This is a genomic window from Synechococcus sp. A15-62, assembly GCF_014280075.1.
Taxonomy (GTDB): Bacteria; Cyanobacteriota; Cyanobacteriia; order PCC-6307; family Cyanobiaceae; genus Parasynechococcus.
The window spans coordinates 842,408-866,707 of the sequence record NZ_CP047950.1; the positions used below are offsets into that span (position 1 = coordinate 842,408).

General features: G+C 60.5%; 24 protein-coding genes. 8 read left to right on the plus strand and 16 right to left on the minus strand.

The annotated features are described in order from the left end of the window. Positions 1–31 precede the first annotated feature (31 nt). A complete protein-coding gene (locus SynA1562_RS04640) occupies positions 32–457 on the minus strand; it encodes a RidA family protein (protein ID WP_370593258.1) in 426 nt (141 codons plus the stop codon). A gap of 31 nt (positions 458–488) precedes the next feature. Next, positions 489–1,238 (minus strand): hydroxyacylglutathione hydrolase, encoded by a 750-nt coding sequence (gene gloB / locus SynA1562_RS04645; RefSeq protein ID WP_186494934.1) that lies wholly within the window; start codon positions 1,236–1,238, stop codon positions 489–491. Between the two features lie 40 nt (positions 1,239–1,278). On the opposite strand from gloB, the gene hisG reads away from it, so the two are divergent. From hisG to SynA1562_RS04660, 3 genes are read left to right on the plus strand one after another with little or no spacing between them, the layout of a single operon-like run. Then, complete coding sequence (gene hisG, locus SynA1562_RS04650) at positions 1,279–1,929, plus strand: ATP phosphoribosyltransferase (RefSeq protein ID WP_186494935.1); 651 nt, start codon at positions 1,279–1,281, stop codon at positions 1,927–1,929. After that, on the plus strand, positions 1,929–3,707 hold the full coding sequence (locus tag SynA1562_RS04655; protein ID WP_186494936.1) for an ABC transporter ATP-binding protein: 1,779 nt from the start codon (positions 1,929–1,931) through the stop codon (positions 3,705–3,707). The genes hisG and SynA1562_RS04655 overlap by 1 nt, the downstream gene beginning before the upstream one ends. Before the next feature lie 14 nt (positions 3,708–3,721). Then, positions 3,722–4,207, plus strand: a complete 486-nt coding sequence (locus SynA1562_RS04660; protein ID WP_186494937.1) for a GNAT family N-acetyltransferase — start codon at positions 3,722–3,724, stop codon at positions 4,205–4,207. A gap of 15 nt (positions 4,208–4,222) precedes the next feature. On the opposite strand, the gene SynA1562_RS04665 is transcribed toward SynA1562_RS04660, so the two are convergent. Genes SynA1562_RS04665 through SynA1562_RS04675 form a run of 3 tightly spaced genes read right to left on the minus strand, consistent with a single transcriptional unit; the run spans position 4,223 to position 6,670 of the window. Further along, a complete protein-coding gene (locus SynA1562_RS04665; RefSeq protein WP_186494938.1) occupies positions 4,223–4,912 on the minus strand; it encodes a TIGR04283 family arsenosugar biosynthesis glycosyltransferase in 690 nt (229 codons plus the stop codon). Further along, positions 4,900–5,541 (minus strand): TIGR04282 family arsenosugar biosynthesis glycosyltransferase, encoded by a 642-nt coding sequence (locus SynA1562_RS04670; RefSeq protein WP_255445737.1) that lies wholly within the window; start codon positions 5,539–5,541, stop codon positions 4,900–4,902. The genes SynA1562_RS04665 and SynA1562_RS04670 overlap by 13 nt, the downstream gene beginning before the upstream one ends. 1 nt (position 5,542) lies before the next feature. Further along, positions 5,543–6,670, minus strand: a complete 1,128-nt coding sequence (locus SynA1562_RS04675) for a trypsin-like peptidase domain-containing protein (protein ID WP_255445738.1) — start codon at positions 6,668–6,670, stop codon at positions 5,543–5,545. An 83-nt stretch (positions 6,671–6,753) separates the two neighbouring features. Between SynA1562_RS04675 and dnaA the strand changes: the two genes are divergently transcribed. Then, on the plus strand, positions 6,754–8,151 hold the full coding sequence (gene dnaA, locus SynA1562_RS04680) for a chromosomal replication initiator protein DnaA (RefSeq protein ID WP_186494940.1): 1,398 nt from the start codon (positions 6,754–6,756) through the stop codon (positions 8,149–8,151). Here the strand turns inward: dnaA and SynA1562_RS04685 are convergent, their stop codons facing one another. From SynA1562_RS04685 to SynA1562_RS04695, 3 genes are read right to left on the minus strand one after another with little or no spacing between them, the layout of a single operon-like run. Then, the gene (locus tag SynA1562_RS04685; protein WP_186494941.1) at positions 8,152–8,820 is read right to left on the minus strand and encodes a ParB-like protein; all 669 of its coding nucleotides are present in this window, start codon (positions 8,818–8,820) and stop codon (positions 8,152–8,154) included. Positions 8,821–8,843: 23 nt separating this feature from the next. Further along, positions 8,844–10,076, minus strand: a complete 1,233-nt coding sequence (locus SynA1562_RS04690; RefSeq protein ID WP_186494942.1) for a glutathione S-transferase family protein — start codon at positions 10,074–10,076, stop codon at positions 8,844–8,846. Next, on the minus strand, positions 10,051–10,296 hold the full coding sequence (locus SynA1562_RS04695) for a hypothetical protein (RefSeq protein WP_186494943.1): 246 nt from the start codon (positions 10,294–10,296) through the stop codon (positions 10,051–10,053). The genes SynA1562_RS04690 and SynA1562_RS04695 overlap by 26 nt, the downstream gene beginning before the upstream one ends. Before the next feature lie 114 nt (positions 10,297–10,410). Between SynA1562_RS04695 and gorA the strand changes: the two genes are divergently transcribed. Next, positions 10,411–11,769 (plus strand): glutathione-disulfide reductase, encoded by a 1,359-nt coding sequence (gene gorA / locus SynA1562_RS04700; RefSeq protein WP_186494944.1) that lies wholly within the window; start codon positions 10,411–10,413, stop codon positions 11,767–11,769. A 16-nt stretch (positions 11,770–11,785) separates the two neighbouring features. Here the strand turns inward: gorA and SynA1562_RS04705 are convergent, their stop codons facing one another. The 8 genes from SynA1562_RS04705 to SynA1562_RS04740 all read right to left on the minus strand — a co-directional run bounded on the left by SynA1562_RS04705 (position 11,786) and on the right by SynA1562_RS04740 (position 21,246). Then, positions 11,786–13,291 (minus strand): GMC oxidoreductase, encoded by a 1,506-nt coding sequence (locus SynA1562_RS04705; RefSeq protein ID WP_186494945.1) that lies wholly within the window; start codon positions 13,289–13,291, stop codon positions 11,786–11,788. A 303-nt stretch (positions 13,292–13,594) separates the two neighbouring features. Next, positions 13,595–15,487 carry a thiamine pyrophosphate-binding protein gene (locus SynA1562_RS04710; protein WP_186494946.1) on the minus strand — a complete coding sequence of 631 codons (1,893 nt, stop codon included), beginning with the start codon at positions 15,485–15,487 and terminating at the stop codon, positions 13,595–13,597. 219 nt (positions 15,488–15,706) lie between these two features. Further along, positions 15,707–16,303, minus strand: a complete 597-nt coding sequence (locus tag SynA1562_RS04715) for a heme-copper oxidase subunit III (RefSeq protein ID WP_186494947.1) — start codon at positions 16,301–16,303, stop codon at positions 15,707–15,709. Positions 16,304–16,307: 4 nt separating this feature from the next. After that, on the minus strand, positions 16,308–17,996 hold the full coding sequence (locus SynA1562_RS04720) for a cbb3-type cytochrome c oxidase subunit I (RefSeq protein WP_186494948.1): 1,689 nt from the start codon (positions 17,994–17,996) through the stop codon (positions 16,308–16,310). A 3-nt stretch (positions 17,997–17,999) separates the two neighbouring features. After that, a complete protein-coding gene (locus tag SynA1562_RS04725; RefSeq protein ID WP_186494949.1) occupies positions 18,000–18,935 on the minus strand; it encodes a cytochrome c oxidase subunit II in 936 nt (311 codons plus the stop codon). Continuing rightward, the gene (locus SynA1562_RS04730; protein WP_115082052.1) at positions 18,932–19,552 is read right to left on the minus strand and encodes a DUF2231 domain-containing protein; all 621 of its coding nucleotides are present in this window, start codon (positions 19,550–19,552) and stop codon (positions 18,932–18,934) included. Before SynA1562_RS04730 ends, SynA1562_RS04725 begins: the two co-directional genes overlap by 4 nt. After that, complete coding sequence (locus tag SynA1562_RS04735; RefSeq protein ID WP_186495315.1) at positions 19,549–20,049, minus strand: DUF2231 domain-containing protein; 501 nt, start codon at positions 20,047–20,049, stop codon at positions 19,549–19,551. Before SynA1562_RS04735 ends, SynA1562_RS04730 begins: the two co-directional genes overlap by 4 nt. Positions 20,050–20,160: 111 nt before the next feature. Beyond that, a complete protein-coding gene (locus SynA1562_RS04740; protein WP_186494950.1) occupies positions 20,161–21,246 on the minus strand; it encodes a calcium/sodium antiporter in 1,086 nt (361 codons plus the stop codon). Between the two features lie 81 nt (positions 21,247–21,327). Between SynA1562_RS04740 and SynA1562_RS04745 the strand changes: the two genes are divergently transcribed. From SynA1562_RS04745 to SynA1562_RS04755, 3 genes are read left to right on the plus strand one after another with little or no spacing between them, the layout of a single operon-like run. Next, on the plus strand, positions 21,328–22,977 hold the full coding sequence (locus SynA1562_RS04745) for a SulP family inorganic anion transporter (RefSeq protein ID WP_186494951.1): 1,650 nt from the start codon (positions 21,328–21,330) through the stop codon (positions 22,975–22,977). Continuing rightward, on the plus strand, positions 22,970–24,016 hold the full coding sequence (gene pyrC, locus SynA1562_RS04750; protein WP_186494952.1) for a dihydroorotase: 1,047 nt from the start codon (positions 22,970–22,972) through the stop codon (positions 24,014–24,016). The genes SynA1562_RS04745 and pyrC overlap by 8 nt, the downstream gene beginning before the upstream one ends. Then, positions 23,991–24,293, plus strand: coding sequence for a thioredoxin family protein (locus SynA1562_RS04755; RefSeq protein ID WP_025362365.1), 303 nt, complete (start codon positions 23,991–23,993; stop codon positions 24,291–24,293). The genes pyrC and SynA1562_RS04755 overlap by 26 nt, the downstream gene beginning before the upstream one ends. Positions 24,294–24,300: the final 7 nt, after the last annotated feature.

The window sequence follows — 24,300 nt, forward strand, 5'->3', positions numbered from 1 at the left end:
CAGTTCCAACCTATGCCCCCGCGGGGCAGGCTCAGCTGCCGAGCCAGGCGACGCAGTCGATTTCCACCCGTGCTCCCTTGGGAAGAGCTGCCACCTGAACGCAGGCGCGAGCTGGGCTGACCCCCTCACCAAACACCTCGGCATAGATGCCATTGACTGTTTGGAAATCGCCCAGGTCCGCCAGGAACACCGTGGTGCGCACCACCTGAGCAGGCGTGGCGCCAGCTTCTTTCAACACAGCACAGAGGTTTTTCAGCACCTGATGCGTTTCCGCCGCCACATCACCATTCCCCACCATCTCGCCGGTTGTTGGATCCAGTGGAATCTGTCCGGAGCAATAGAGCCATTCGCCGGCAAGCACCGCCTGGTTGTAGGGCCCAACCGGTGCAGGGGCGTCTTGTGTGGTGATGGCCTTGGCGCTCATGGGGTGGTTCTGAACAGCACTCACCTCGATCATCGCCGTTGGTGATCCCGTTCTTCGCTATCGATCACACCGGTCGCCACTGATCCTTGTGTGAGCGCAGAACGCCTAATTCGGCGGCTGAGCTGGCCTGCATGAACAGGTTGGTGCGGCGCTCCACCCCAATGCTGCTGGGCAGGCTGAGCTTGCCTTTGGCGCGGAGACTTCGCACCTCCCGGTAGCGCTCAACCAGCACCGTGTTGTTTGGCTGTTGTGCCACGGCCCATTGCAGGTTGGCCTCGGTGTACTCGTGGGCACAACACACCTGGGTGGCCTCGGGAAGTTCGGCCAGGTTCTGCAGGGCCTGATGCATCTGTTCAGCGCTGCCTTCAAACAGCCGGCCGCAGCCCCCGCTGAACAGGGTGTCCCCGCAGAACAACAGGGGCCCGATCTCGGCACCCTCAGGGTTCGGAAGGAAGAAAGCGATGTGGGTCCTGGTGTGGGCCGCCACATCCAGCACTTCCACCGTTTCTCCAAGAACTGTGACGTGGTCTCCACCCCGCACCGGCATGGTCTGGAACGGAATCCGCTCCCGGTCATCCGCGGAGGCAATCACCTGTGCTTCCGGCCAGCGTTGCAGCAACTCCGGTGTGCCGCCGATGTGGTCGGCATGGTGATGGGTCTGCAGAACGGCCGCCAGGCTCAACTGCCGTTCCTCCAGCCACGCCCGCACCGGTGGCGCAACAGCGGGGTCGATCACCACGGCCTCCGCGCCCCTCACCCAGATCCAGATCACGTTGTCCTGAAGCACCGGCAAGGCATGAAGTGAGGAATGCATCGTTAAAGTCCTGCCTGGTTAACCGGTCAGCGCTCGACCCATGATCACTGTCGCGTTGGCCAAAGGAGCGCTGCTCAAAGATTCGGTGGCCCGCTTTGCGGCGGCGGGGCTTGATTTTTCAGCTGTATTGGACAAGGACAACCGTCAGCTGATGGTGCCCACCCCTTGCGGACGCGCCCGGGCCCTGCTGGTTCGCAACGGTGATGTGCCCACCTATGTGGCCTACGGCCAGGCCCAGCTGGGGGTTGTGGGCTTCGACGTGCTCAAGGAGCATCAACTCCCCGTCGCCCAACTGGTGGACCTGGGCTTTGGTGGTTGCCGCATGGCTGTGGCGGTTCAGGAGAGCAGTGGTTACACCCGTGCCGCTGATCTGCCCGCCCACTGCCGTGTTGCCAGCAAATTCACCCACTGCGCCAGGGAATATTTCGATGCCCTCGACCTTCCCGTTGAGTTGGTTCACCTCAATGGCTCCGTGGAGCTGGGGCCAATCACCGGAATGTCGGAAGCGATTGTCGACCTGGTGGCCACCGGTCGCACCCTGCGGGAGAACGGCCTGATCGCCATCGAAGACCTTTTTCACTCCACAGCACGACTGGTGGGGCACCCCCTGTCCGTTCGCCTCGATCACGGCCCCTTGGCCTCCATCGTCGATGCGATCCGCGCAGCAACACTTGTCGGGAGCTCCAGCTGATGGGAGCCGTCGCGGACTGGCGCCGGGTCCGTCGTCTGGGCCGATACCTCGTGCGGGATCGCCGGCGGCTTCTGGTTGCCCTCCTGCTCCTGCTTCCTTTGGCCTTTGCGGGAGCACTCCAGCCCGTTCTGTTGGGCCAGGCTGTCAGCGTTCTGCGTGGAGAGCCCAGTCTTCCCTGGTTGTCGGGGTTGAGCCTGTCCGCTTCGATCCGCGTGATCATCTGGCTCTACTTCGGCTCGGTGTTGCTGCGGTTCGGCCTGCAGGGCGTACAGCAATTCAGCATCCTGGCCGTCGGACAACGGCTCACTGCGCGCATCCGCGACGACCTGTTTGAACATGCGTTATCGCTGTCCCTGCGTTTCCACGACCGCATGCCGGTGGGCAAGTTGCTCACACGGCTCACCAGCGATGTGGATGCCCTCTCTGAGGTGTTTGGCAGTGGTGCTGTTGGAGTGCTCAATGATCTGGTGAGCCTGCTGGTACTGGCCTCAACGATGCTGTTCATCGAGTGGAGGCTGGGGCTGCTGCTGTTGTTCACGCAGGTGCCCGTCACCTTGGCCGTGCTTTGGCTGCAGCGTCGTTACCGGAAGTCCAACTACCGCGTGCGTGAAGAGCTCTCCCAGCTCAATGCTGATTTCCAGGAAAACCTCCAGGGCCTTGAGGTGGTGCAGATGTACGGCCGTGAAACGGTCAACAGCGCCCGCTTCCTGCGTACCGGCAGGGACTACCGCAGCGCTGTGAACGGCACGATCTTTTACGACAGCAGCATTTCAGCCTTCTTGGAATGGGTGGCTCTGGCCGCCATTGCCCTGGTTCTGGCCCTTGGCGGCTTGATGGTGACCAATGGTGCGATGGGCCTGGGCACTCTCACCACCTTCATCCTGGCCTCGCAGCGTCTGTTCGACCCTCTGCGTCAGCTGGCCGAGCGTTTCACCCAGATTCAGGGTGGGCTGACGGCCGTCGAACGCATTGGTGAATTGATGGAGGAGCCCCTCGAGATTGCCGAGGCCAAGGATGTCCTTCCTCACCTGAGCGGCGGAGGCGGCGAGGTGATCTTCGAGAACGTGAGCTTTGCCTACCGGCCGGACGATCCGATCCTCCGCAACCTGTCGTTCCGCATCGCCCCCGGCGAGCATGTGGCGTTGGTGGGCCCCACGGGTTCCGGCAAGAGCACGATCATCCGCTTGCTCTGCCGCCTTTATGAACCCCAGCAGGGACGCATCCTTCTCGATGGACGTGACATCCGCACGATCCCCATGGCGGATCTCCGGCGTGAGCTGGGCGTCGTGCTTCAGGACACGTTTCTGTTCAGCGGCAATGTGGCCGACAATCTCCGGCTCAGTGCTTCGGTGAGCGACGGTGAGTTGGCTCAGGTCTGTGCTGAGCTAGGCCTCAACGAGCTGCTCTCGAAGCTTCCCAGGGGTCTGGAGACGGAGCTGCGCGAGCGGGGAGGCAACCTCTCCTCAGGTGAACGCCAACTGCTGGCGGTGGCCCGGGTGGCGATCCGCCAGCCAACGGTGTTGGTGATGGATGAAGCCACCGCCTTTATGGACCCTTCAACGGAGGCGACGCTCCAAGCTGATCTCGACCGGGTCCTGCAAAAGCGCACCGCCATTGTCATCGCCCACCGCCTGGCCACGGTGGAGGCCTCGGATCGCATCCTTGTGCTGCGCCGCGGTGAACTGATTGAACAGGGCACCCATCAACAGCTCAGAGCCCGCGGTGGGCTTTATGCCCAGCTCGCCGAGCTGCAGGAACGGGGGTTGGCGCGTCTGTGATCGCTCCTCTGCCCATGCCAGCTGAGCCGCTGTTGGAGCAGTACGGCAAGGGGGCGCGCCTTTGCCCATGTGCCAATGATCAGATCACCTTGGTGTTCAGCCAGGAGTACCCCTTCGATCTGGTGGAGCTTGAGCAGTTGCTGGAAGCCGTGGGCTGGAGTCGCCGCCCGATTCGCCGGGTGCGCAAAGCCCTCAGCCACAGCCTGCTCAAAGTTGGGCTCTGGCGGCACGACCCTAGGGTTCCCCGTTTGGTGGGTTTTGCGCGCTGCACCGGCGATGGTGTGTTTGAAGCCACGGTCTGGGACGTGGCTGTGCACCCCCTGTATCAAGGAAATGGTCTGGGCAAGCAGCTGATGGCCTACATCCTCGAGGCCCTCGATCAGATGGGAACCGAGCGGGTCAGCCTGTTCGCGGATCCGGGCGTCGTCAGCTTCTACCAGGGCCAGGGCTGGGATCTCGAGCCCCAGGGCCATCGCTGTGCCTTCTGGTACGCCAACTGATCGGAATCGGATCCTTCAACGCCGATAGATCCGCAACAGCTGCTCCGTTGATCGGCCCTGCCGCCAGAGCCAGCGCAGCCGGGCATTGCGCCAGGCCTGCATCAGCACGCTCCGCGACTGCCAGCGCTCCGCGCTGGTGAGCAGGGAGCAGTTCAATGAACGGAGGGGAGCGACCTTGCTCAGGCGTTCCACCAGGTCCAGGTCTTCCATCAGCGCCAGGGGCCTGTAGCCGCCCACCCGCTCATACAGCTGGCGCTGAATCAACAGGCCCTGATCGCCGTAAGGCCGTTGCAGCCAATGGCTGCGCAGGTTCACCATCCGCTTCAGCAGCCACAGCATCGGCCGCCCCTCTGCATCCACGTTGAAGTTGAAGAACCAGGCGCTCAGGTGAGCCTCCGGCCTGTTCAGAACCCTCACCACCTTTTGATGCCAGCTGCCCGGAAGGCGGCTGTCAGCGTGCAGCACCAGCACCCAGGCATGGGAGCTGTGGTCGACGCCCCAGCGCAGCTGTGGCCCCCGTCCGGCGTGCGGGTTGTCGAGCACGCTGGCACCGGCCAGCTGCGCCACCACTCGGGTCTGATCCCGGCTGCCTGCGTCGGAGACGATCACCTCCAAGTCTCCTGGCCATTGCTGCAGATCCGCCAGCAGCAGCGGCAGCCTGCTGGCTTCCTCCAGGGTCGGAATCACAACGCTCAGCCCTGCCATGGCTTGAGATCGCTCCAGTGATCCAGATCATTCCGTTGGGGCACGAGGGTGCATGACAGCTGCGGTCTGCGCGCCGCCTCCAGCGTTGCCTCCAGCACGGTCGGGCCGCCCCAGGGAATGCCGATCAGCGGCCAGTGCTGCGGTCTGCGGATCAGGGATGCGCCGATCCCCAGCAGCCAGTACCCCCCATCGGAGGCTGGTCCAAGCACCAGATCATGGTGTTCCAGGTGCTCAACGGCCTGCTTCAAATCATCAGCATTGAGTTCGGGCAGATCAGTGCCGATCACAAGGCAGGGCCTGTGCTGGTGATGGCCGTGCATCAACTGCCGTCGCAATCGGGTGCCGAGTTGCCCCCTCCCCTGCAACCGCACCTGCCCCAGCCCCAGCTGCTGCCCCCAGCGCGTGGCAGCCCGGGGCCCGAGCCCGTTCACCGCCAGCACCGGCTTCATCTCCATGGCGCCGGCCAGGCCGCGCACCACCGCAGCGGTGTGCTGCGTGAGCCGCCACTGAATCCTTGTGGCGCGCTCGCTGCTGTTGGACAAGCCCAGCGCGTGGCTGAGATCGCAGCTCAAGCGGCGTTTGCATCGGCCCGGTGATGGCCAGCGGGCCATCACGACGATCTCCACCATTTCAGTTGTTGCGAGGCAGTTCTCGCGGGCGCACCTCCACGGTCAGGTCCTCTCCGTTGCGTTGGATGGTGAGCTGCATCGGTTCTCCCACCTGGCCGCGGTCCACGGCGAGTTGAACGTCGGTGGGCGTTTGAACGGGGTTGTTTTCCACCTTGAGAATCAGATCGCACTGGCGGATGCCAGCTGCGGCGGCCGGTGTGCCTTTCACCACCTCCTTGACCAGAACACCATTCACCTCGGGAACCCTGCAGGCGCTGTTGGTGGCATTGATCTCCCGGGCCAGCTGCGGGGTGAGGGGCATCAGCTGCACGCCGATGAAGGGATGGGAGGCCTGACCGGTGCTGACGATCTGTTGCGCGATCCGCTTGGCCAGGTTGATGGGAACCGCAAAACTCAAGCCGCCGCCGGGGGCAGTACGGATCGCGGTGTTGATGCCGATCACCTGACCGCTGGCATTGATCAGGGGGCCGCCGCTGTTGCCGGGGTTCACCGCTGCATCGGTCTGGATGTAGGGCACCCGTCGTCCGGAGCCAAGGGCATCGGTGCGATCGACGGCGCTGATGATGCCGGCGGTCACGGTGTTGTTGAGCCCAAACGGATTTCCGATGGCAATGGCCCATTCCCCTGGCTTGAGCTGGTCGGAGTTGCCCAGGGCCGCCACCGGCAGCTTGTCGGCCACCACTTTCACCACCGCCACGTCGGTGAGGGGGTCGGTGCCGAGCACCTTGCCTTTGAAGTTGCGACCGTCCGGAAGGGTAACGGCCACCTGATCAGCACCACGCACCACGTGCTCATTGGTGAAGATCAGGCCGCTGGTCCGGGTGATGAAGCCGGAGCCTTGGCCCTGCTGCCGCTGGCTGGAGGGACCCATGCCGAACATCCCTCCGAAGGGGTTTGAGATCTCCTTCACCACATCGATGCGCACCACGGCAGGGCCGACGCGATCCACCGCCTTCACGATCACGTTGTCCCCCGGCTGCAGCGGAGCACTGCGGGGCTGATCGTGCACCACCGGTGGCGCTGTCATCGGTGGCTTGGGCGTCAGGCCCAGCTGGTCTCTCATCAGGCTGCAACCGGAGAGTGCGCTTCCGGCCAGGGCGATGGCAAGCCAATGCTGGGCGTTGGGCATCACGACGAGATGTGTGCTGATGCATTTAAGACGGCCTGAGCGGATCGGCATGCGTAGATTCAGCGCTCGGGAGATGGGTGGTTTTGGCGCAGACGGGCGAAGAGCTCTGGATCAAGGTGCGGGATGGGTTGCAGGCCAAGCTGAGCAAGCCCACCTTCGAGACCTTCATTCGCCCCACGGGTTGCAGCGGCTTTGCCAATGGAGAGCTGAAGCTTCTGGCCCCGAATCCCTTTGCCAGCGTTCGTCTGCGGGAACAGCTGCTGCCCACGATCGCCGAGATGGCCAGCAGCATCAGCGGTCAGCCCGTCCAGGTGACGGTTCTGGCGGAAACCGCCCTGCCGCTGCCGGACGCCACCGATGAGGCCTCAGCCGCTGCAGATGTGGGGCCGCCGCCAGCGGCCCAGGAGTCGGCATCGGCTCCGGCCCGGAACGGCTCCCAACGGCGCTATCTGCCTGGGCTCAATCCCCGCTATGTGTTCGGCCGTTTTGTGGTCGGCCCCAACAGCCGGATGGCCCATGCGGCGGCTCTGGCTGTGGCCGAAGCACCGGGCCGGGAGTTCAACCCCCTGTTCATCTGCGGCGGTGTGGGCCTGGGCAAAACCCACCTGATGCAAGCCATTGGTCATTACCGACTGGAAATCGACCCCGGGGCTCGGGTGGCCTATGTCTCCACCGAAACCTTCACCAATGACCTGATTCAGGCCATTCGCAAGGACGGGATGCAGGCCTTCCGCGATCGCTACCGCGCCGCCGATCTGATTTTGGTGGACGACATTCAATTCATCGAAGGCAAGGAGTACACCCAGGAGGAGTTCTTCCACACCTTCAATGCCCTGCATGAGGCAGGACGTCAGGTGGTGATCGCCAGTGATCGCCCCCCCAGCCAGATTCCGCGGTTGCAGCAGCGCCTGATCTCCCGGTTCCAGATGGGCCTGATCGCTGACATTCAGTCGCCTGATCTTGAGACACGCATGGCGATTCTTCAGAAGAAAGCGGAGCAGGAGCGCATGTCGCTGCCCCGTGATCTGATCCAGTACATCGCCGGCCGCTTCACTTCGAACATTCGCGAGTTGGAAGGGGCCCTGACCCGGGCCGTGGCCTTCGCCTCCATCACGGGCTTGCCGATGACCGTGGAATCGGTGGCGCCGATGCTCGACCCCACGGGTCAGGGGGTCGAGGTCACGCCGCAACAGGTGATCGACAAGGTCTCTGAGGTGTTTGATGTCACGGCAGAGGAGATGTGCAGCAGCACCCGTCGCCGCGCCGTGAGCCAGGCCCGTCAGGTGGGTATGTACCTCATGCGCCAGGGCACCGACCTCAGCCTGCCGAGGATCGGCGACAACTTCGGCGGAAAGGACCACACCACGGTGATGTATGCGATCGAGCAGGTGGAGAAAAAACTGGCTTCCGACCCCCAGCTCGCCGGTCAGGTGCAGAAGGTGAAGGATCTGCTGCAGATCGATTCCCGCAAGAAGCGCTGATCAGCGGCAGGCTTTCTTGTCGCCTTTCCAGCCCGGCATGTTTTGTGCAGCGGCAGAGCACACCAGCTGGCGTGCTGCTGCTAGAGCTGGCTCCAGTCGCCTGGAGCTGAAGGGGGGTAGGGGGCGGCTGCGCAGCCATGCACCCCAACGAAACTCGTGATACGGGATCAGGGGCTGAGGTTTGATCCAACCCTCCTGCTTCAGCTTCCATACGAGGCTCCGGTAGGGATCGTCGTCCAGCCCCAGCAGGCTCGTGGGCAGCTGATCGGCAGGGTGCGGACCGTTGCCTCGTCCGTCGTAAAGGTAGAGCCAGCCTTGGTTGTGTAGATAAGCCAGCACACCACTTCGGTCGGCTGTTGGGAGGTCCTGCACCACGTAAGCCCAGGTCGTGGCACCTGGATCAATGCCGATCAGGCCTCGCAGCCGGTGGTGCCGATCCATCATCCACATCGCGCCATCGGCAGATCGGATCAATGGGACCGGTTTGCCGCGCAGGTAGTCAAGACGCTGCTGACGGGTGTCCTGGGCGAAATCTTTTTCGCGCGACCAAATCTCCGCCAGACCCACACACCACTGGGTCGGCTGCAGCTGCGATGCAGACACCTCGATCAGTTCAGTTCCCCGATCGGGGGCTGGGATCGGTTGGTAGGCGGGCAGCCGCAGGGGCACGACTCAGTCTTGACGCCCCCGCACTATGACCCAATCAAGAAGGGTCGGGGATCCTGATCAAAGCGATCCCTTACCGGCAAGGGATTGGCCTGCTCAGGACCATCCAGCTGGGCGGTGGCTTCGAGGGCCTGACGCAGCAGTCGCGCTGCCGGGAGTGGCATATCCCTTGGAACCGAAATGCGGTCGCGCAGATAACGCAGCCCGGCGGCACTCCCCGCTGGAGGCGGGCAGGGTGTGTTGCGAACCAACCGGGTGAGGGCGCAGCGCAGGGGCTGGTCAAAGGCTGCAGAACCCATGGGATTCACGTCGCGCAGCCGCTGCTGATGTCGCAGCACCCGGCTCAGGGCGATGACGGCCGGATCGGCTTGATGGTCTGCATCCCAGCAGGCTTCGTCCTCGCCAAGGCCATCACCTCGGTCGATCCGTTCAGCCAGGCGCTTCGCTTCTTCACCATCGTCCGACCAACAGCCGCCCATCTGGGGAGGCAGGTCATGGGCATGGGTGTGAAAGTCGCTTTGGGTGCCGCGGTAGGTCTCCAGTTGCTCCAGGGCACGGAACCAGCGGTCAATGGCTGGATGCTCAGCCCTCAGCCGGTATCCCTTGTAGTAAGCCAGCGAGGCATTCATCCGTTCCACGTAGGGAACAAAGATCAAATCCACGGTCTGCGGCTCCAGCCCCCGCAGCCATGGGCCTTCCATGCGTGTGAGCTCGCTTTCAAAGCGCTGGGCGATGCCATGAAACTGCTCGCGGGCCAGAACCTGTTGCCTCTGGCTCAGCCGTGGTGAACACAGCCAGATGCACCAGGCCTGAAACAACAGCCGTTCAAGACGGCGCAGTGCAAGAGCTTCCGGTGCTGTCATTGCCATGCCCAGGGGGCCGAACTGCTGTTCGAGGGCCAGCAGGATGTCGTCGCTTTCGGTGATCAGCCGCCCGTTGAGCTCCAGGGCCGGCAGCATCCCCGAGGGCACTTTCTCCAGGAACCACGGCTCCTTCGAGCCGTAGCAACGCATGGTGACTTTGCGGATCCGGTAGGGGATGCGCTTGAACTCCAGCCAGAGCCAGATTTTTTGACAGTAGGGGCACCAGGCGTGGTGGTCGCGGTACAGCGTCACCATCACCTTGGATTCAGGCTGTTCGAACAGGCGCAACCTGGCCTGGGCACTGGTCGGCCCTTCAATCCGATTCGGTTCCGGCGTTGCCAGGCTGGCCAGTTCCGACCAACTCAGGGGTTCAGCTGATTCCGATGAAAGGGGCATGCAGGATCGGCGCAAGCTTTGACCGTCCATAGGACTGCCAGTCGCCCAGTTCGTGCATCAGTGCCAGACAGTCCTGCTGGCGGCCCTGATCAGCCAGCTGTTTGAGCCGCAGCTTCATGTCGTCGCTGGTAATCATCATCACGATCTCGCGGCGTTGTGATCGTTTGAGGCGCAGTTCAGGTTCAGGCGGCTGCCTGCGGCGCTTGGAAGAACGGTTCATGGTTTAAGGACGCGGTTGAAGTACGACCGACTCGTCTTGGGCGTTACGGCCCTCTTCCCCGGACCATAACGCCATCTTTACGATGACGCCCGTCGTCTCGGGCACTCTGCCTTTATGGGCGCTGATCTGGATCTGATTGTTCTTGGGGCGGGGTCCGGTGGACTGGCCGCTGCGAAACGTGCGGCCCGTCACGGAGCCCGCGTTGCGATCGTGGAGGGAGATCGCGTCGGCGGCACCTGCGTGATCCGCGGCTGTGTTCCCAAGAAGCTTTTGGTTTATGGCGCCCAGGCCCGCCATCAACTGGCGGATGCATCGGCATATGGCCTTGAGATCGGTGCGGTGCGTTCGGATGTGCCTGATCTCCTGCGTCGGGTTCGCTCCGAGGTGGATCGGCTCAATGCACTCCATCTCGGATTCTTGGAGAAGGCCGGAGTTCAGTTGATCTCCGGTTGGGGACGCTTCACGGCACCAGATTGCATCGGCATTTCCGATCAACGTGGTGGGCCCGTGCGGGAGGAACTCACGGCCCCGCGGTTTCTGGTGGCGGTTGGTGGTCGTCCGGAGCGTCCGGACATTCCAGGCACTGAAAAAACCTGGGTCAGTGATGACATGTTCCTGCGCAAGGATTTCCCTCCAGCGATGGTCGTGGTGGGGGCCGGTTTCATCGCCTGTGAGTTCGCCTGCATCCTGCGAGGCCTCGGTGTTGCGGTCACTCAGGTGGTGCGTGGTCCGCGCTTGCTGCGGGGATTTGATGCCGAGTTGGCGGACACGTTGCTTGATGGCATGCGTGAGCAGGGCATCGACGTGCTGCTGGAGCACACGGTGGTGGCTGTGGAGGGTGAGCCCGGTTCGCTGACGGCTCGTCTGGGGAATGGTCAGTCCTTGGACTGCGGGGGAGTGTTCATGGCCACCGGGCGTCGCCCTTGGCTTTCGGATCTTGGGCTGGACGCTGCTGGCGTTGCGCTCGACAACGGCCGCATCACTGTCGACGCCAACTCCTGCACTTCGGTTCCCCACATCCATGCCGTCGGCGATGTCACCGACCGGGTCAACCTCACGCCTGTGGCCATTGATGAAGGTCGTGCTTTCGCCGACAGCGTCTTCGGTTTGCGTCAGCGCCAGGTGAACCACGATCTGGTGGCCTGTGCCGTGTTCAGCGATCCAGAGTTGGCGACCGTTGGCCTATCGGAAGAACAAGCCATCGAACGCCATGGTGTGGATGGTGTTGTTGTGCATCGCGCCCGGTTCCGTTCCATGGCGCGGGCCCTGCCCGCCTCGGGCCCCCGCTGTCTGCTCAAGCTGGTGGTGGAGAAGCACACCGATCGGGTGCTGGGCTGCCACATGGTGGGTGAGCATGCTGCCGAAATTATTCAGATGGCGGCGATTGCCGTAGGGATGGGCGCCACCAAGGCTGATTTCGATCGCACCATGGCGCTGCATCCCTCCGTCTCCGAAGAGTTCGTGACGATGTAAGCAATCGCGTTCTCGGTCAGGCCAGGTGGTTGGCAAGCCTGAGCGCCATGGCGATCACCGTGAGGCCAGGGCCAACGCTCGAGCAACTGGGAAATACGCTGCTGTCGGCGATGTAGAGATTCTCCAATTCATGGCATTTGCCCTGAGGGTCCACCACGGAACTTGCGGCGTTTTCACCCATGCGGCAGGTGCCGCAGCCAAAGCCCACCACGCTGAGCGGGGCTTCCCCCCGGGCATGGGTGGGGGCCTTCAGCACCACCTTGGTGATCGGGTCGTTTTCCACGTCTTTAAGGGTGTCGATCCAGCGATACACAAGCCGGTCGTGGGCTTCGCGGTTGTTGGGGATGTAGTTGATCCTGATCTGCTCGTTGTTGAGCCACACCTTGTTGTGGGGATCCGGTCGGACTTCGGTCATGGCCCACCAGGCCACCGAGCGGGAGGCCAGGCGCTCCAAACCGAAGTCGGGGATGAGCTTGGTCACTAGCGAGAGCACTGGTGGTGACTCGGCAAACAGCGCGTCCTGCAGCACGCCACCGGCGGCCTGAATGTGGCCCAGTGGAAAACTGACGTTCTTGTCTCCCCAGTAGTAGTCGTTGATTCCCAGTGAACGTCCATAGCGGCCGCTGTTCCGTTCCGTGGCCAGCTGCAGGATTGAGGTGAGCTGCAGATTCATCAGGTTCCGGCCCACCTGATCAGACCCGTTGCCGATGCCCTTGGGATGGTGGGCATTGTCCGAGCGCATCAGGATGGCCGGCGTGTTGATCGCCCCCGCAGCGAGCACCACCACGTCTGCGCTGAACAGCCAGGAATCGCCGTTCAGCTCCGCTTCCACTCCTCGAATCGCTCGGCCGCTGGGATTCACGTGCAGGCGCAACACCCGTGCGTTGTCAAGCACGTTGAGCCGTTTGGGTTCACCCACCTGCAGCCCGAACAACTGGGCATCACCGCTGGGATCATCGGCGTCGTCCGACCAACTGATCGGGATGTCGTAGGGCCGACAGCCCTGACGTTGGAGGGCGCCACGCAGGGGTTCGAGGAAGGGTTCGATGGTCTTGGGTGGAGCCAGGAAATCTCCCTTGCGTTTGGGTTCGGTGGGATCAACCCCCGCTTTGCCATGCACCCGATACAGCTGTTCGGCCTGTTGGTAGTAAGGCTCCAGTTCGGCGTAATCCAGGGGCCATGCCGGTGAGATGCCGTCTTGAAGGGCAACCTCCTCAAAATCTCTTTCGCGCATGCGTTCCAGCACCGCGCCCCAGATCTTGGTGTTGCCGCCGCGGGCGTAGGTGGTTTGCGGTGCAAAGGGATCGCCGTCAGGGCCGAACCAGCGTTCGCTCTTGGGGTGGTAGCGATCCTTGCGGAACAGATCCACGTCGGCGACGTTCTGGTCTTCAAGGGCCATTGCCCCGCCGCGTTCCAGCACCAGTACGGTCTTGCCCTTGCGGCTCAGGGCTCCAGCAAGGGTTCCCCCTCCGGCGCCGCTGCCGATCACGATTACGTCGTAGTGGTTGTCGTCGATGATCATGGAATTACTGCCACACGTAGATCAGTAGGAAAACGCCAGCTCTGGAAGGCGTTTTAGAGGGGCAAATCATGGATGTGCCACGTCTGTGTCATGCCCTGATCAGACGTAAATCACCTTCCTGAACGGTAGGTAGATATTCCGGATTTGAACGCCTCCCTCACGACAGGCCTTCAGTCCCACGGTGACGTCTGACCCATGACACCCGCACTGCTCTTTCTGATGTGGGCTGGGCAAACATGCACCGCACTGCAAAGCAAAAATTGGGAGGTTGTTAATCGATGAAGTCAAAAAATGTGTTTTTCTTCAAGTTGAAGCCTTCCATGCGACGTTGCTGGGTAGTTGATCTGGAACAACCTGAACTGCAACAAGCACAAAAGTTTGCTTCTCTTGAGCAGATGCATTCCTATTTGTAATAGGTACTCCATTTTCCCAACGCAAAGCATTGCTCTCGTCTGCGCTGCCTTTCTGGCTGAGGTTTAGGGGATCAGTATTATTACCGGCAAGGCGGTTCAGAATCTGCTCAAGATCGTTGTTGGTGTGTGCTACGTAGCCAACCCCGCCGAATGCGGCGGCTAATTTTGAGTAGTTCCATATGTGTCCTTGAGGGACTTGGCACATGGGTAGAAATTTTTCAGAAACAGTTCTGCTATCAGACGATTTATAGATTTCAGCATTGACGAGCCACTGCTCGACGCCATAGACACGATTGTCTGCAACAAATATAATTGAATCTAAGCCAAGTTCGGCGATTGTTCCGATCGCGTTGACGCTCTGAGCAAATGCGGCATCACCGGAAATACTGATCGTACGCCTCTTTTCTGTTTCGAAGGTCTGCCGGGCAAGTTTGACTCCATAGCTCGCCGCAGGTGAATATCCAATTGCACCCCATGCAATCTGCGCGATGTATCCATTTTGGGGTGACTTAATATTATTAAATGCGTAAAAACTTAGGCCAGTGTCTGCAAGGACAATTGGTGCGCTTTCCTCGCTGTGTTGAGACAAGTAGTTATGGTGTAAGAGTGATTTAAAACTGTCCCATGTGAGCTGATTATTGTCTCCAAATTCGCTTGTCATTGGAATATTCCATGGTGAACCTTCGAATTTTCGATAGTTGTTCCGGCCAGTTATGCCGCTAGCGAGGCATTTCTCGGTCAGGCCACGGATTAGTAGCTTCAAATTAACATCGCCCCAGTAGGTGCTGCGAGACATTCCAACTTGGACAGCCCCTTCTTTGTATTCGATAAGCTTTTCAGTATTGATTGCATCTTTTACAGAATTAGGGTCATCAGTATTTTGCATTCCAGCAAAGTTAAAGTCGCTTGACATGATCCCCAGGCTCAGCAAGCAGTCTGACTCATTCACAAGGGTTAAAACATTTGGCTGAGAATTTTTCCCGTTGTAAACCCCGGAAAAGTTGAGATCGGTTCTGTACTCACTCAGAACACTTTTGCCAAATAAGCTGGTTACATATGGAGTGTCTAAAGATTTCAGCAGTTCAGCTAGTTCCTTCTGTGCTCTAAAGCGGCATATTTCTGAGCCGGCAGCTACAACTAAATTTTTAGAGTTGCAGATTCGATTAAAAATAGCATCTATGGCTTCGTCTAATAGTTTCTTGGATTGTAGGGGGTGAGAGAAGTCAAGCTGATTTGTTGGCAGGGATCCGCATGGTTGCTTGTCAATATCAATTGCCAATTCAATAAAGACAGGCTTGCTTTTTGTTATGCACGTTATTAGGGTGGCGTCTATCAGTTCAGGTGCTGTTTTTGGATTGTCAATTCGTACCGAAGCTGCAGTTATGTTTTGAAAAATGTGGCGGTCAACTCCTGTGCCATCAATCATGTGATGCCAAAGCATCCCTTGATCACGATGCGAATTAAGCTGTGCTTGAGAGGGGCCGCCATCAATGATAACCAATGGCACATTCTCAACAAAAGCGCCTGCGACAGGCTGCACTGCATTCAGTGATCCAACGCCATAGGTAAATGCTACGCAGCCAACACTTTTTTCAGTTGAGCGGCCATACCTATCAGCTGCATATGCTCCACACATTTCATTGTTCGGATGTATGCGTTGGAGGCCAAAGGATGTCTGTGGATCATCAAGTGATTCCACCCAGCTGGCTATGTAGTCGCCAGGTATTGCAAAGACATGGCGCACTCCAATTTGATGTAAACGAGTGCTGAGATAAGCGCCCACAGTAAAATCTGACTGGGCATAAGGTAAACAAGTGGTCGGATCTATTCATTGAACATCTCTTCCAGTCATCTTAATGCATGAAACCATCATTCTTTTTTAGCTGTATTTCTCTGTGAGGTAAGTCAAGGCCCGTAAGTCTTCTTTTTTAACTTGCTGAGTTGCTGAATGCTCTGAGTGGAGTGCTTAAGGCCTGGATGTTCTGTTCCGAAGCGGACCCCTTTACTGCCATACGTAGATCAGAAGGAACAGAAGGATCCAGATCACATCAACGAAGTGCCAGAACAGGCTCACCGCAGCAACGCCCATCTCGCCTTTGTCGTAGTTCCCGGGAACAAACGAACGCGCCAACATCAGGCCCATCAGCAGGATGCCGGTGATCACATGAAGGCCGTGAAAGCCCGTGAGCAGATAGAACATCCCGCCGAACACACCACTGCTGAGGCTGAATGTGAGTTCCGACCATTCGATGTACTGGCCGTAAACGAAATAGGAGCCCATCGCCATGGTGAGGAACCACGCAGCACGGAAGCCCCAGAGGTTGCCCTTGTGCAGATAGCGCTCAGCGAAATAGGCCACAAAGCTGGAGCTCACCAGAACAACGCTGTTGATCAGCGGCATGCGCACCTCCAGTCCTTCAACACCATCCGGTAGCCATTGGGGGGCAGTGAGCTTGAGCACGGCGTAGCCGGCAAAGAAGGCCAGAAAAATGACGCTCTCGGAGCAGAGGAAGATCACAAAACCGGTCATGTTGTGGCCGTCGTGCTTCACATGGCCGGGGGTGTGATTCAGCTGCAGATCGGGATTGACGCTGGTCATTGGCTCAGGCCTCCTGGGAACGGCGCACGTAGAACTCCTCGTCTTCGACGAGGGGGTGGCCCAGGCCATAGCCGTAGGGCTCGCTGATCACGGTGGGGATGTCGTCCTCGAAGTTTTCAGCCGGTGGCGGCGAGGGCAGCAGCCACTCCAGGCCGATGGCCCGCCAGGGGTTGGGAGGAGCCTGCGGCCCCCGGGCCCAGGAGCTCACCATGTTGAGAATGAAGGGGATCGAGGCGACGCCAAGCATGAAGGCACCGATGCTGGCGATCACATTCCAGATAGCGAATTCAGGGTCATAGGAGGCGACCCGGCGCGGCATCCCCAGCAGCCCAGCCCAGTGCAGGGGCAACCAGTTGAGGGTGGCGCCGATGAAGGTGAGTGCGAAGTGCACCTTGCCCAGGCCTTCGTAATACATGCGGCCGGTGAATTTGGGGAACCAGTGGTAGATCCCGGCGAACACACCGAAGCCGATCGTGTTGAAGATCACGTAGTGGAAGTGGGCCACCACGAAGTAGGTGTTTCCCACGTGCACGTCGATCGGCACGGTGGCCAGCATTACGCCCGTGATGCCGGCGAAGATGAAATTGAACAGGCCACCGAGGCAGAACAGCATCGGGGTGCTGAGGCGGAGATTGCCTTTCCAGAGGGTTCCCAGCCAGGCGAACACTTTCACGCCGGTGGGAACGGCGATCAGCATCGTGGTGGCCATGAACAGATTGCGCATCCACATCGGTGTGCCCGAATAGAACATGTGGTGCACCCACACGATCAGGCTGAGAAAGGTGATGCCGAAGGAGGCGATCGCCACAAAGCGGTAGCCGAACAGGGGCTTGCGGGCATAAACAGGGAAGAGCTCAGAGAAGATGCCGAACACTGGCAACGCCAGCACGTACACGGCGGGGTGCGAATAGAACCAGAAGAAGTGCTGAAACAGCACGGGATCACCGCCGCCTTCAGGCCTGAAAAAGCTGGTGCCGAAGCTGAGGTCGAAGAGCAGCATCACCGCACCACCGGTCAGAGCGGGCAGGCCTACAAGCTGGATGGTCTGAGCAGCCCAGGCGGTCCACACGAAGATCGGCATCTTGAAGAAGCCCATGCCGGGAGCCCGCATCCGGATGATCGTCGTCACGAAATTGACGGCGCCCATGATCGAGGAAATCCCTGAAAGAGCCACCGCCAGAATCCAGAGGAACTGGCCGTTGATGAAGTGGTTCAGGGGGTTCTGCAGGCTCATCGGTGGGTAGGACCACCACCCCGATGACGCCGGGCCCCCGGGGGCGAAGAAACTCCCCATCAACACCACCGCGAACAGCGGCACCAACCAGAAGGCGGCCGCATTCAACTTGGGGAACGCCATGTCCGGCGCACCGATCATGGTGGGGATCAACAGGTTGTTGAAGCCGTTGAGAATCGGGAAAAGGAACAGGAACAGCATCACTGTTCCATGCATGGTGTAGAGGCCGTTGTAAACACTCGGATCCACCAGATCCGCCGGCGGGGTGATCAGTTCTCCGCGCACGATCATCGCCAGCAATCCACCCACCAGCAGGAAGAAAAGCGAGGTGGCGATGTACTGAATCCCGATCACCTTGGCATCGGTGTTGAAGCTGAAGAAGCGCTTCCAGTTGTCAGGGGCACCGGGGACAGGGTGCGGCGCCTTGAGGATGCGTGGGTCGTAGTTGGTGGTGGTCATGGCTCAGGCGTCGTGCGGGATGGAGGGATCTCCGGGGTCGTTCACCATCGGGGCAGGAGCTGGTGGCACCGTGGCCCAGCCTTTGTCGCCACGAGCGATACGACGGTCGTAGAGCACGCGGCCGGGGTCGAGGCCGGGTTGCAGGGCTTGCTTGGCCGAACGCTTCAGCCAATCGGAGTAGGCCTGCTCCGATTCGACGATCACGTTCGATTGATTCACCGACATGTAGGCGCCACTGAACATGGCGTCGCGCAATCGGAAGCGCCCCTCCCGGGTGGGCGTGAGGCTGTAGGAGATCATGCTGCCGGGAACGATGTCCTGCTTCAGCCGAAAGGCCGGCACATAGAAGCTGTGAATCACGTCCTCGGATTGCAGCTGAAGGTTGACCCTTTGATCGATCGGGAGGTGCAGTTCTGAACTGCGAACGCCATCGGGATATCTGAATTCCCAGCTCCATTGCCGTGCAATCACCTGGATCGGTCCCACCTGCGCCAAGGGATCGGCCAAGACCAGTGCGCTGGTGTCGGCACCGATGGCGTACTTCTGCTTCGGCCCCAGGGCGTTCAAGGTGTCATTCACCTTCATCGATGTGAAGGCAATGGCGAACACCAGCAGCAGTGGGATCACCGTCCAGATGATCTCCAATCTGGTGTTGCCCTCAATTGGTGCCCCGTCGCTTTCGTCGTATTTGCCGGCCCGGTTGAACAGCAGCACCCAGCCCATCACGCCGGTGCAGCCGAAGAAGATGAAGGAGCCGATGCCGGTTTCCAGGGCGAACAGATCGTCGACGTACGCCGCTGCGCTGGAGGCCTGCGGCGGAAACCAGCTGTATGACCAGGTCGCCATCAGTTTGGCGATGGCGAGATTGATCGCGATCGCGATGCTGATGACCACAATGGCGCCGATGTTGGGGCCGCTCTTGGGGGCTGTGCTGGTCATGGCAATGCCTCCTGCAGATCGGCACCAGCGGCCAGCAACTGGTCTGCGGTGATGTGCACCCCGAAGTCGCTCGCGAGCCACGCCCCGAGGCTTCCGTGCAGCCCCATCACCAGCAGCATGCCGATGCCGCAGAGCAGATAAAGCCAGCTCACTTGACGGCCCAGGTCCTTGCGCCAGACAAAGCGTTGGTAACCACGCCAGATGGTCATGGCCACGATCACAAGCAGGATCGCGACGCCACCGATTGCATGCCAAAGCATGGTGTCGATGGCGGTCTGGCCGAGGATGCTGCGGATGCCTGGCAACGGCACCGCCAGCAGCATTTCGTAGAACCCTGCGGCCACGGTGAAAAAGCTGATGCCGCTGCAGGCGACGAGGTTGTACCAGCCCACGTCGTGGAAGCCGCTGCGGGTCACCGGCAGAGCCAAGTAGCGGAACACCCGTTTTTCTAGCGGGTAGAACGCACCGGCGACGTCGAAGGCAATGGCGATCGCAAACAGGCCGATGGTGAGGTGCACCAGGTTGGGGTGCAGCGGAATCGCGTAGGGAAGGTTGTTGGCGCCGAGGGAGTCGGCGATGTCGTTGATCGGCGATGCGATCGCGGCGAAGTGGGTCACGACACCACCCCCTGACGGATGGCTTCCACCACGGGGACCGTGTGCAGCCCGTAGACCCACACCAGCTTGTCGCCGAGGAACACCTGCGTGATCACAAGCCCCGCCAGCACCACATCAAGGGCCAGAAAGCCCCTGGGCAAGTTCGCCGGATCCTTCTGCCGGGCGACGTAGCGCCAGCCCGTGAGCAGGGCCAGCACGCCGGCCAGGGACCAACCGATGGTGCTGTGAATGTTGAGGATGTCCCGCGAGGCGCCGTAGGGATTGGCAAGACCGGCCTCCACCTGGCCGAAGATGATGGCTACAAAAATCGCCACGGTGGCGACGATCAGGTTCCAGAAGCTGACTTCAAACAGGTTTTTCTTACCACTGATCACACCGATGACGTCGAACACCACCGTGATCAGGGCCATGGCGATCACGAAGTGAACGACGATCGGATGGATGACGTCGAGCCAGGGCAGATTTTTGTCGTTGAGCGGTGGAAGCAGCTCAAGCATCGGCAAGCCGATCGACACCCGCCAAGGATGACCACGGTGGATCAGACGGTCATCACCAGATGTGCAATTGCAACTCCATTCGTCTCCTCACGGGTTGCACTCGAGATGCCGCTAGGTCTTGGTGCGCCAGAACACCAACGCCTGGGTCATGATCACGATCAACACCACCGGCAGCACAAAACAGAGCATCAACAGCCGGAACTCGTCTGACCAACTGGCGAGGGTTGTTCGGGGAAGGACGTTGTCAACGATGTAAAGGATGTACAAGCCCAGCAACAGTCCACCTTCGAGTCGGCTGATCCGTCCGCGCGTCCAGAAGATCGGCAGGCAGGCCAGGCTGGTGAGCAACATCACAGGTAGGTCGTCCTGAATCAATTCGGGGCTGACCTCCAGGCCACGACCAGCGGCAGCTAAGGCTCCACCACCCAGCACCAGCAGCAGGTTCAGCAGGCAGCTGCCCACCACGTTGCCGATGGCCAGATCGGTGCGCCCGCGCAGGGCGGCCACCAGGGAGGTGATCAATTCCGGCATTGAGGTTCCGGCGGAAACGATCGTCAGACCGATCACCGCCTCACTCACCCCGAGGTAGGTGGCTGCTGCTGTGGCGCCACTCACCAGTACACGGGATCCGATGGTGAGGATTCCAATGCCTCCGATCAGCCGCAGGACGGCAAGGGTCCAGCCGCCGCTCGCCGCGTCCTCTTCGATCTCGGGTTCAGCACTGCCGCTGTCGTCAGGTTGTTCACGGGCGGTGCGGATTTCCCAGATGGTGTTGATCACAAGCCCCAACAGCAAGGCCAGGCCCGCCTGCCAGGTGACCCGTCCTGCTGAGGCCATGCCCCAGACCGCCGCCGAGATGGCAATCATCAGAGGAACATCGCGTCGTACCAGACGGCTTTCGACGCGCAACGGCAGGACAAGGGCGCTGCTGCCTAACACCACCATCACGTTGAAGATGTTGCTGCCCACCACATTGCTCACGGCGAGCGCGTCAGCCCCCTGCAGCACTGAGCTCAGACTCACGAACAGTTCCGGGGCGCTGGTGCCCAGGGAAACCACCGTGAGGCCGATCACGAGCTGGGGGATGCCAAAGATCACCGCCATGGCGACGGACCCTTGAACAAACAGTTCTCCGCCACCGAACAGCAGCCCGATGCCCAGCAGCACTTGGATCGAGGCCTGGAGGAATTCAGGCATGGAGCGAGATCAGGTGTACGGGGATTGTGCTTTGAGGGGAATCAACCTAAGGTCACTCACCTGGGTAATAGATAAGAAACCTTGTTGAACCGGATCAGCATCAGCAACCTGCGTGGTGACGCCTTTGGCGGCGTGACCGCCGCGGTGATTGCTCTGCCGATGGCCCTGGCCTTCGGGGTTGCCGCCACGGGTGACCCTGCTCCCGGGCTTTGGGGCGCCGTGATCATCGGCTTGGTGGCTTCTCTTTTCGGTGGAACGCCCACTTTGATCTCCGAACCCACAGGTCCAATGACCGTGGTGTTCACCTCGGTGATCCTGAGCTTCACCGCCACAGCTCCGGACAAGGAAACGGCCATGGCCATGGCCTTCACCGTGGTCATCCTGGCGGGTCTGTTTCAGATCCTTTTCGGCGTCTTCCGTCTGGGTCGATATGTCACCCAGATGCCCTACACGGTGATCTCTGGCTTCATGTCGGGGATTGGAGCCATCTTGGTGATTCTCCAGCTGCCCGCCTTCCTGGGGCAGACCGCATCTGGCGGGGTGATGGGAACCCTGTCCAACCTTCCGGGCTTGATTGCTGGCATTCAGCCGATGGAGCTGGCGCTGGCGTTGATCACTGTTGCGATCCTCTGGTTCACCCCCGCCAGAGTGAAGCGTTTCTGCCCGCCGCAGCTGCTGGCGCTGGTGTTGGGAACGGTGCTGTCGATGACCTTGTTCCACGACGCAGGCCTCAAGACCATTCCGCCGTTCAATGCTGAGCTTCCCAGCCTGCATGTGCCCACCTTCTCAGGCGGACAGCTGCGTTTGATGTTCGTGGATGCCGCAGTGCTGGGCATGCTCGGCTGCATCGATGCCTTGCTCACCTCCGTGGTGGCCGACAGCCTTACCCGCACGGAGCACAACTCCAACAAGGAATTGGTGGGTCAGGGTCTGGCCAACATCGCTTCGGGCGTCTTTGGCGGACTGCCTGGGGCGGGAGCCACGATGGGCACCGTGGTCAACATTCAGGCCGGCGGACGTTCGGCCCTGTCAGGCATTGTCCGGGCGCTGATTCTGATGGTGGTCGTTCTGGCCGCCGCGCCCCTTGCTTCCACGATTCCCCTTGCTGTGCTGGCGGGCATCGCCCTGAAGGTGGGTATTGACATCATCGATTGGGATTTCCTCCAACGGGCCCACCATCTCTCGGTGAAAGCTGCGGTGATCACTTACGGCGTGATTGCGCTCACGGTGCTGGTGGATCTCATCACTGCTGTGGGTATCGGAGTTTTCGTGGCCAACGTGCTCACCATTGATCGGATGAGCGCCTTGCAGTCAAGAAAAGTGAAAACGATCAGCACGGCCGATGACGATGTGGAGCTGACCGATGAAGAGCAGGTGTTGCTGGATCAGGCCTCCGGCAAGGTTCTCCTGTTCCAGCTCGCTGGTCCGATGATCTTCGGCGTGGCCAAGGCCATCTCGCGTGAGCACAACGCCATCGGCAATTGTCAGGCCGTGGTCTTCGACCTCTCCGAGGTGTCCCACTTGGGAGTGACCGCTGCGATTGCCCTCGAGAATGCCGTGAAGGAAGCGATTGAAGAAGGACGCAAGGTGTTCCTGGTCGGTGCAACGGGCAGCACGGAGAAGCGTCTTCAGAAGCTGAAACTGTTGGATCGGCTCCCCCAAAGCCACATCACCGGTGATCGCCTCGATGCCCTGCGCCTTGCCGTGAACGGTTTGCCGCTGAATGTCTGATCAGATCTCGATCATCGCTCCAGATGATTGGCACGTGCATCTCCGCGATGGAGAGATGCTGAACCAGGTTGTGGCCCATACAGCCCGCCGTTTTCAGCGAGCCATCGTGATGCCCAACCTGCGTCCCCCGGTGACCACGGTGGCGGCTGCAGAGGCCTACCGCGATCGCATTCAGGCGGCGTGCCCCGCTGATCTGGAGTTCACCCCTCTGATGACGGCGTACCTCACCGATTCGATCGCTCCTGCCGAGCTGGAGACGGGTTTTCGAGAGGGTGTTTTCGCTGCCGCCAAGCTTTATCCCGCCAACGCCACCACCAACTCCGCCGCAGGGGTGACAGATCTGCTGCAGATCGATCCTGTGCTGGAAACGATGGCCCGGATCGGCATGCCCTTGCTGATCCATGGTGAAGTCACGGATCCCGAGATCGACATTTTTGACCGTGAGGCAGCGTTCATCGAACGCCATCTGGAACCGCTGCGGGAGCGTCATCCCGAGCTGAAGGTTGTGTTCGAGCACATCACCACTGAACAGGCGGTGCAGTACGTCAGCTCAGCGGACCGCCATCTTGCCGCCACCATCACCCCCCACCATCTGCACATCAACCGCAACGCGATGTTCGCCGGTGGGTTGCGCAGTGATTTCTATTGCCTCCCCGTGGCCAAGCGGGAATGCCACCGTCAAGCCCTGCGCCGGGCGGCCACCAGCGGTGACCCACGCTTCTTTCTCGGCACCGACACGGCACCCCACGAACGGTCATCCAAGGAAAGTGCCTGCGGTTGCGCCGGCATCTTCAATGCGCCCTTCGCCTTGGAGAGCTACGCCCAGGTTTTTGATCAGGAGGGCGCTCTGGAGCATCTCGAAGCCTTCACCAGCCTGAATGGGCCGGCTTTCTACAAGCTTCCAGCCAACACCCATCGCATTACGTTGCAACGGCGTGATCATCTCGTGCCGGAACTTGTTAACGGACTGGTTCCTTTCCATGCTGGAGAGATCCTGTCCTGGGCCGTTGCCGATGCACCTGATCAAGTTCAGCTCTGAAGATTGCGGCACCTGTCACCGCATGAGTCACTACGACGGGAAGGTGGCCGAGGAACTCGGCTGCAGCTTTATCTCCGTGATGCTGCAGGACACAGAGATGTATCGCAAATACCGGAAGATCCTGCTCAAGCAGTACCCCAACAAGGAGGGCATGGGCTGGCCCACCTACCTGTTGGTGAACGATCCCGATGGAGATTTTTCAATTGAGGGAGAACTGAAGGGTGGCATGCCCAAGGGAGACTTCCGCACCAAGCTCGCTGAGTTGCTGCCGTCCTGACGCCTGG

Bases quoted from the DNA above. Each gene is read 5' to 3' on its own strand.
- SynA1562_RS04665 (WP_186494938.1), bottom strand. From the start codon at position 4,912: ATGGCAGGGCTGAGCGTTGTGATTCCGACCCTGGAGGAAGCCAGCAGG.
- gorA (WP_186494944.1), top strand. From the start codon at position 10,411: ATGGGCGCTGATCTGGATCTGATTGTTCTTGGGGCGGGGTCCGGTGGA.
- SynA1562_RS04675 (WP_255445738.1), bottom strand. From the start codon at position 6,670: ATGCCCAACGCCCAGCATTGGCTTGCCATCGCCCTGGCCGGAAGCGCA.
- hisG (WP_186494935.1), top strand. From the start codon at position 1,279: ATGATCACTGTCGCGTTGGCCAAAGGAGCGCTGCTCAAAGATTCGGTG.
- SynA1562_RS04735 (WP_186495315.1), bottom strand. From the start codon at position 20,049: ATGCTTGAGCTGCTTCCACCGCTCAACGACAAAAATCTGCCCTGGCTC.
- SynA1562_RS04705 (WP_186494945.1), bottom strand. From the start codon at position 13,291: ATGATCATCGACGACAACCACTACGACGTAATCGTGATCGGCAGCGGC.
- SynA1562_RS04670 (WP_255445737.1), bottom strand. From the start codon at position 5,541: ATGGTGGAGATCGTCGTGATGGCCCGCTGGCCATCACCGGGCCGATGC.
- SynA1562_RS04655 (WP_186494936.1), top strand. From the start codon at position 1,929: ATGGGAGCCGTCGCGGACTGGCGCCGGGTCCGTCGTCTGGGCCGATAC.
- SynA1562_RS04755 (WP_025362365.1), top strand. From the start codon at position 23,991: ATGCACCTGATCAAGTTCAGCTCTGAAGATTGCGGCACCTGTCACCGC.
- gloB (WP_186494934.1), bottom strand. From the start codon at position 1,238: ATGCATTCCTCACTTCATGCCTTGCCGGTGCTTCAGGACAACGTGATC.
- SynA1562_RS04695 (WP_186494943.1), bottom strand. From the start codon at position 10,296: ATGAACCGTTCTTCCAAGCGCCGCAGGCAGCCGCCTGAACCTGAACTG.
- SynA1562_RS04640 (WP_370593258.1), bottom strand. From the start codon at position 457: ATGATCGAGGTGAGTGCTGTTCAGAACCACCCCATGAGCGCCAAGGCC.
- SynA1562_RS04725 (WP_186494949.1), bottom strand. From the start codon at position 18,935: ATGACCAGCACAGCCCCCAAGAGCGGCCCCAACATCGGCGCCATTGTG.
- SynA1562_RS04660 (WP_186494937.1), top strand. From the start codon at position 3,722: ATGCCAGCTGAGCCGCTGTTGGAGCAGTACGGCAAGGGGGCGCGCCTT.
- SynA1562_RS04715 (WP_186494947.1), bottom strand. From the start codon at position 16,303: ATGACCAGCGTCAATCCCGATCTGCAGCTGAATCACACCCCCGGCCAT.
- SynA1562_RS04720 (WP_186494948.1), bottom strand. From the start codon at position 17,996: ATGACCACCACCAACTACGACCCACGCATCCTCAAGGCGCCGCACCCT.
- SynA1562_RS04740 (WP_186494950.1), bottom strand. From the start codon at position 21,246: ATGCCTGAATTCCTCCAGGCCTCGATCCAAGTGCTGCTGGGCATCGGG.
- pyrC (WP_186494952.1), top strand. From the start codon at position 22,970: ATGTCTGATCAGATCTCGATCATCGCTCCAGATGATTGGCACGTGCAT.
- SynA1562_RS04690 (WP_186494942.1), bottom strand. From the start codon at position 10,076: ATGCCCCTTTCATCGGAATCAGCTGAACCCCTGAGTTGGTCGGAACTG.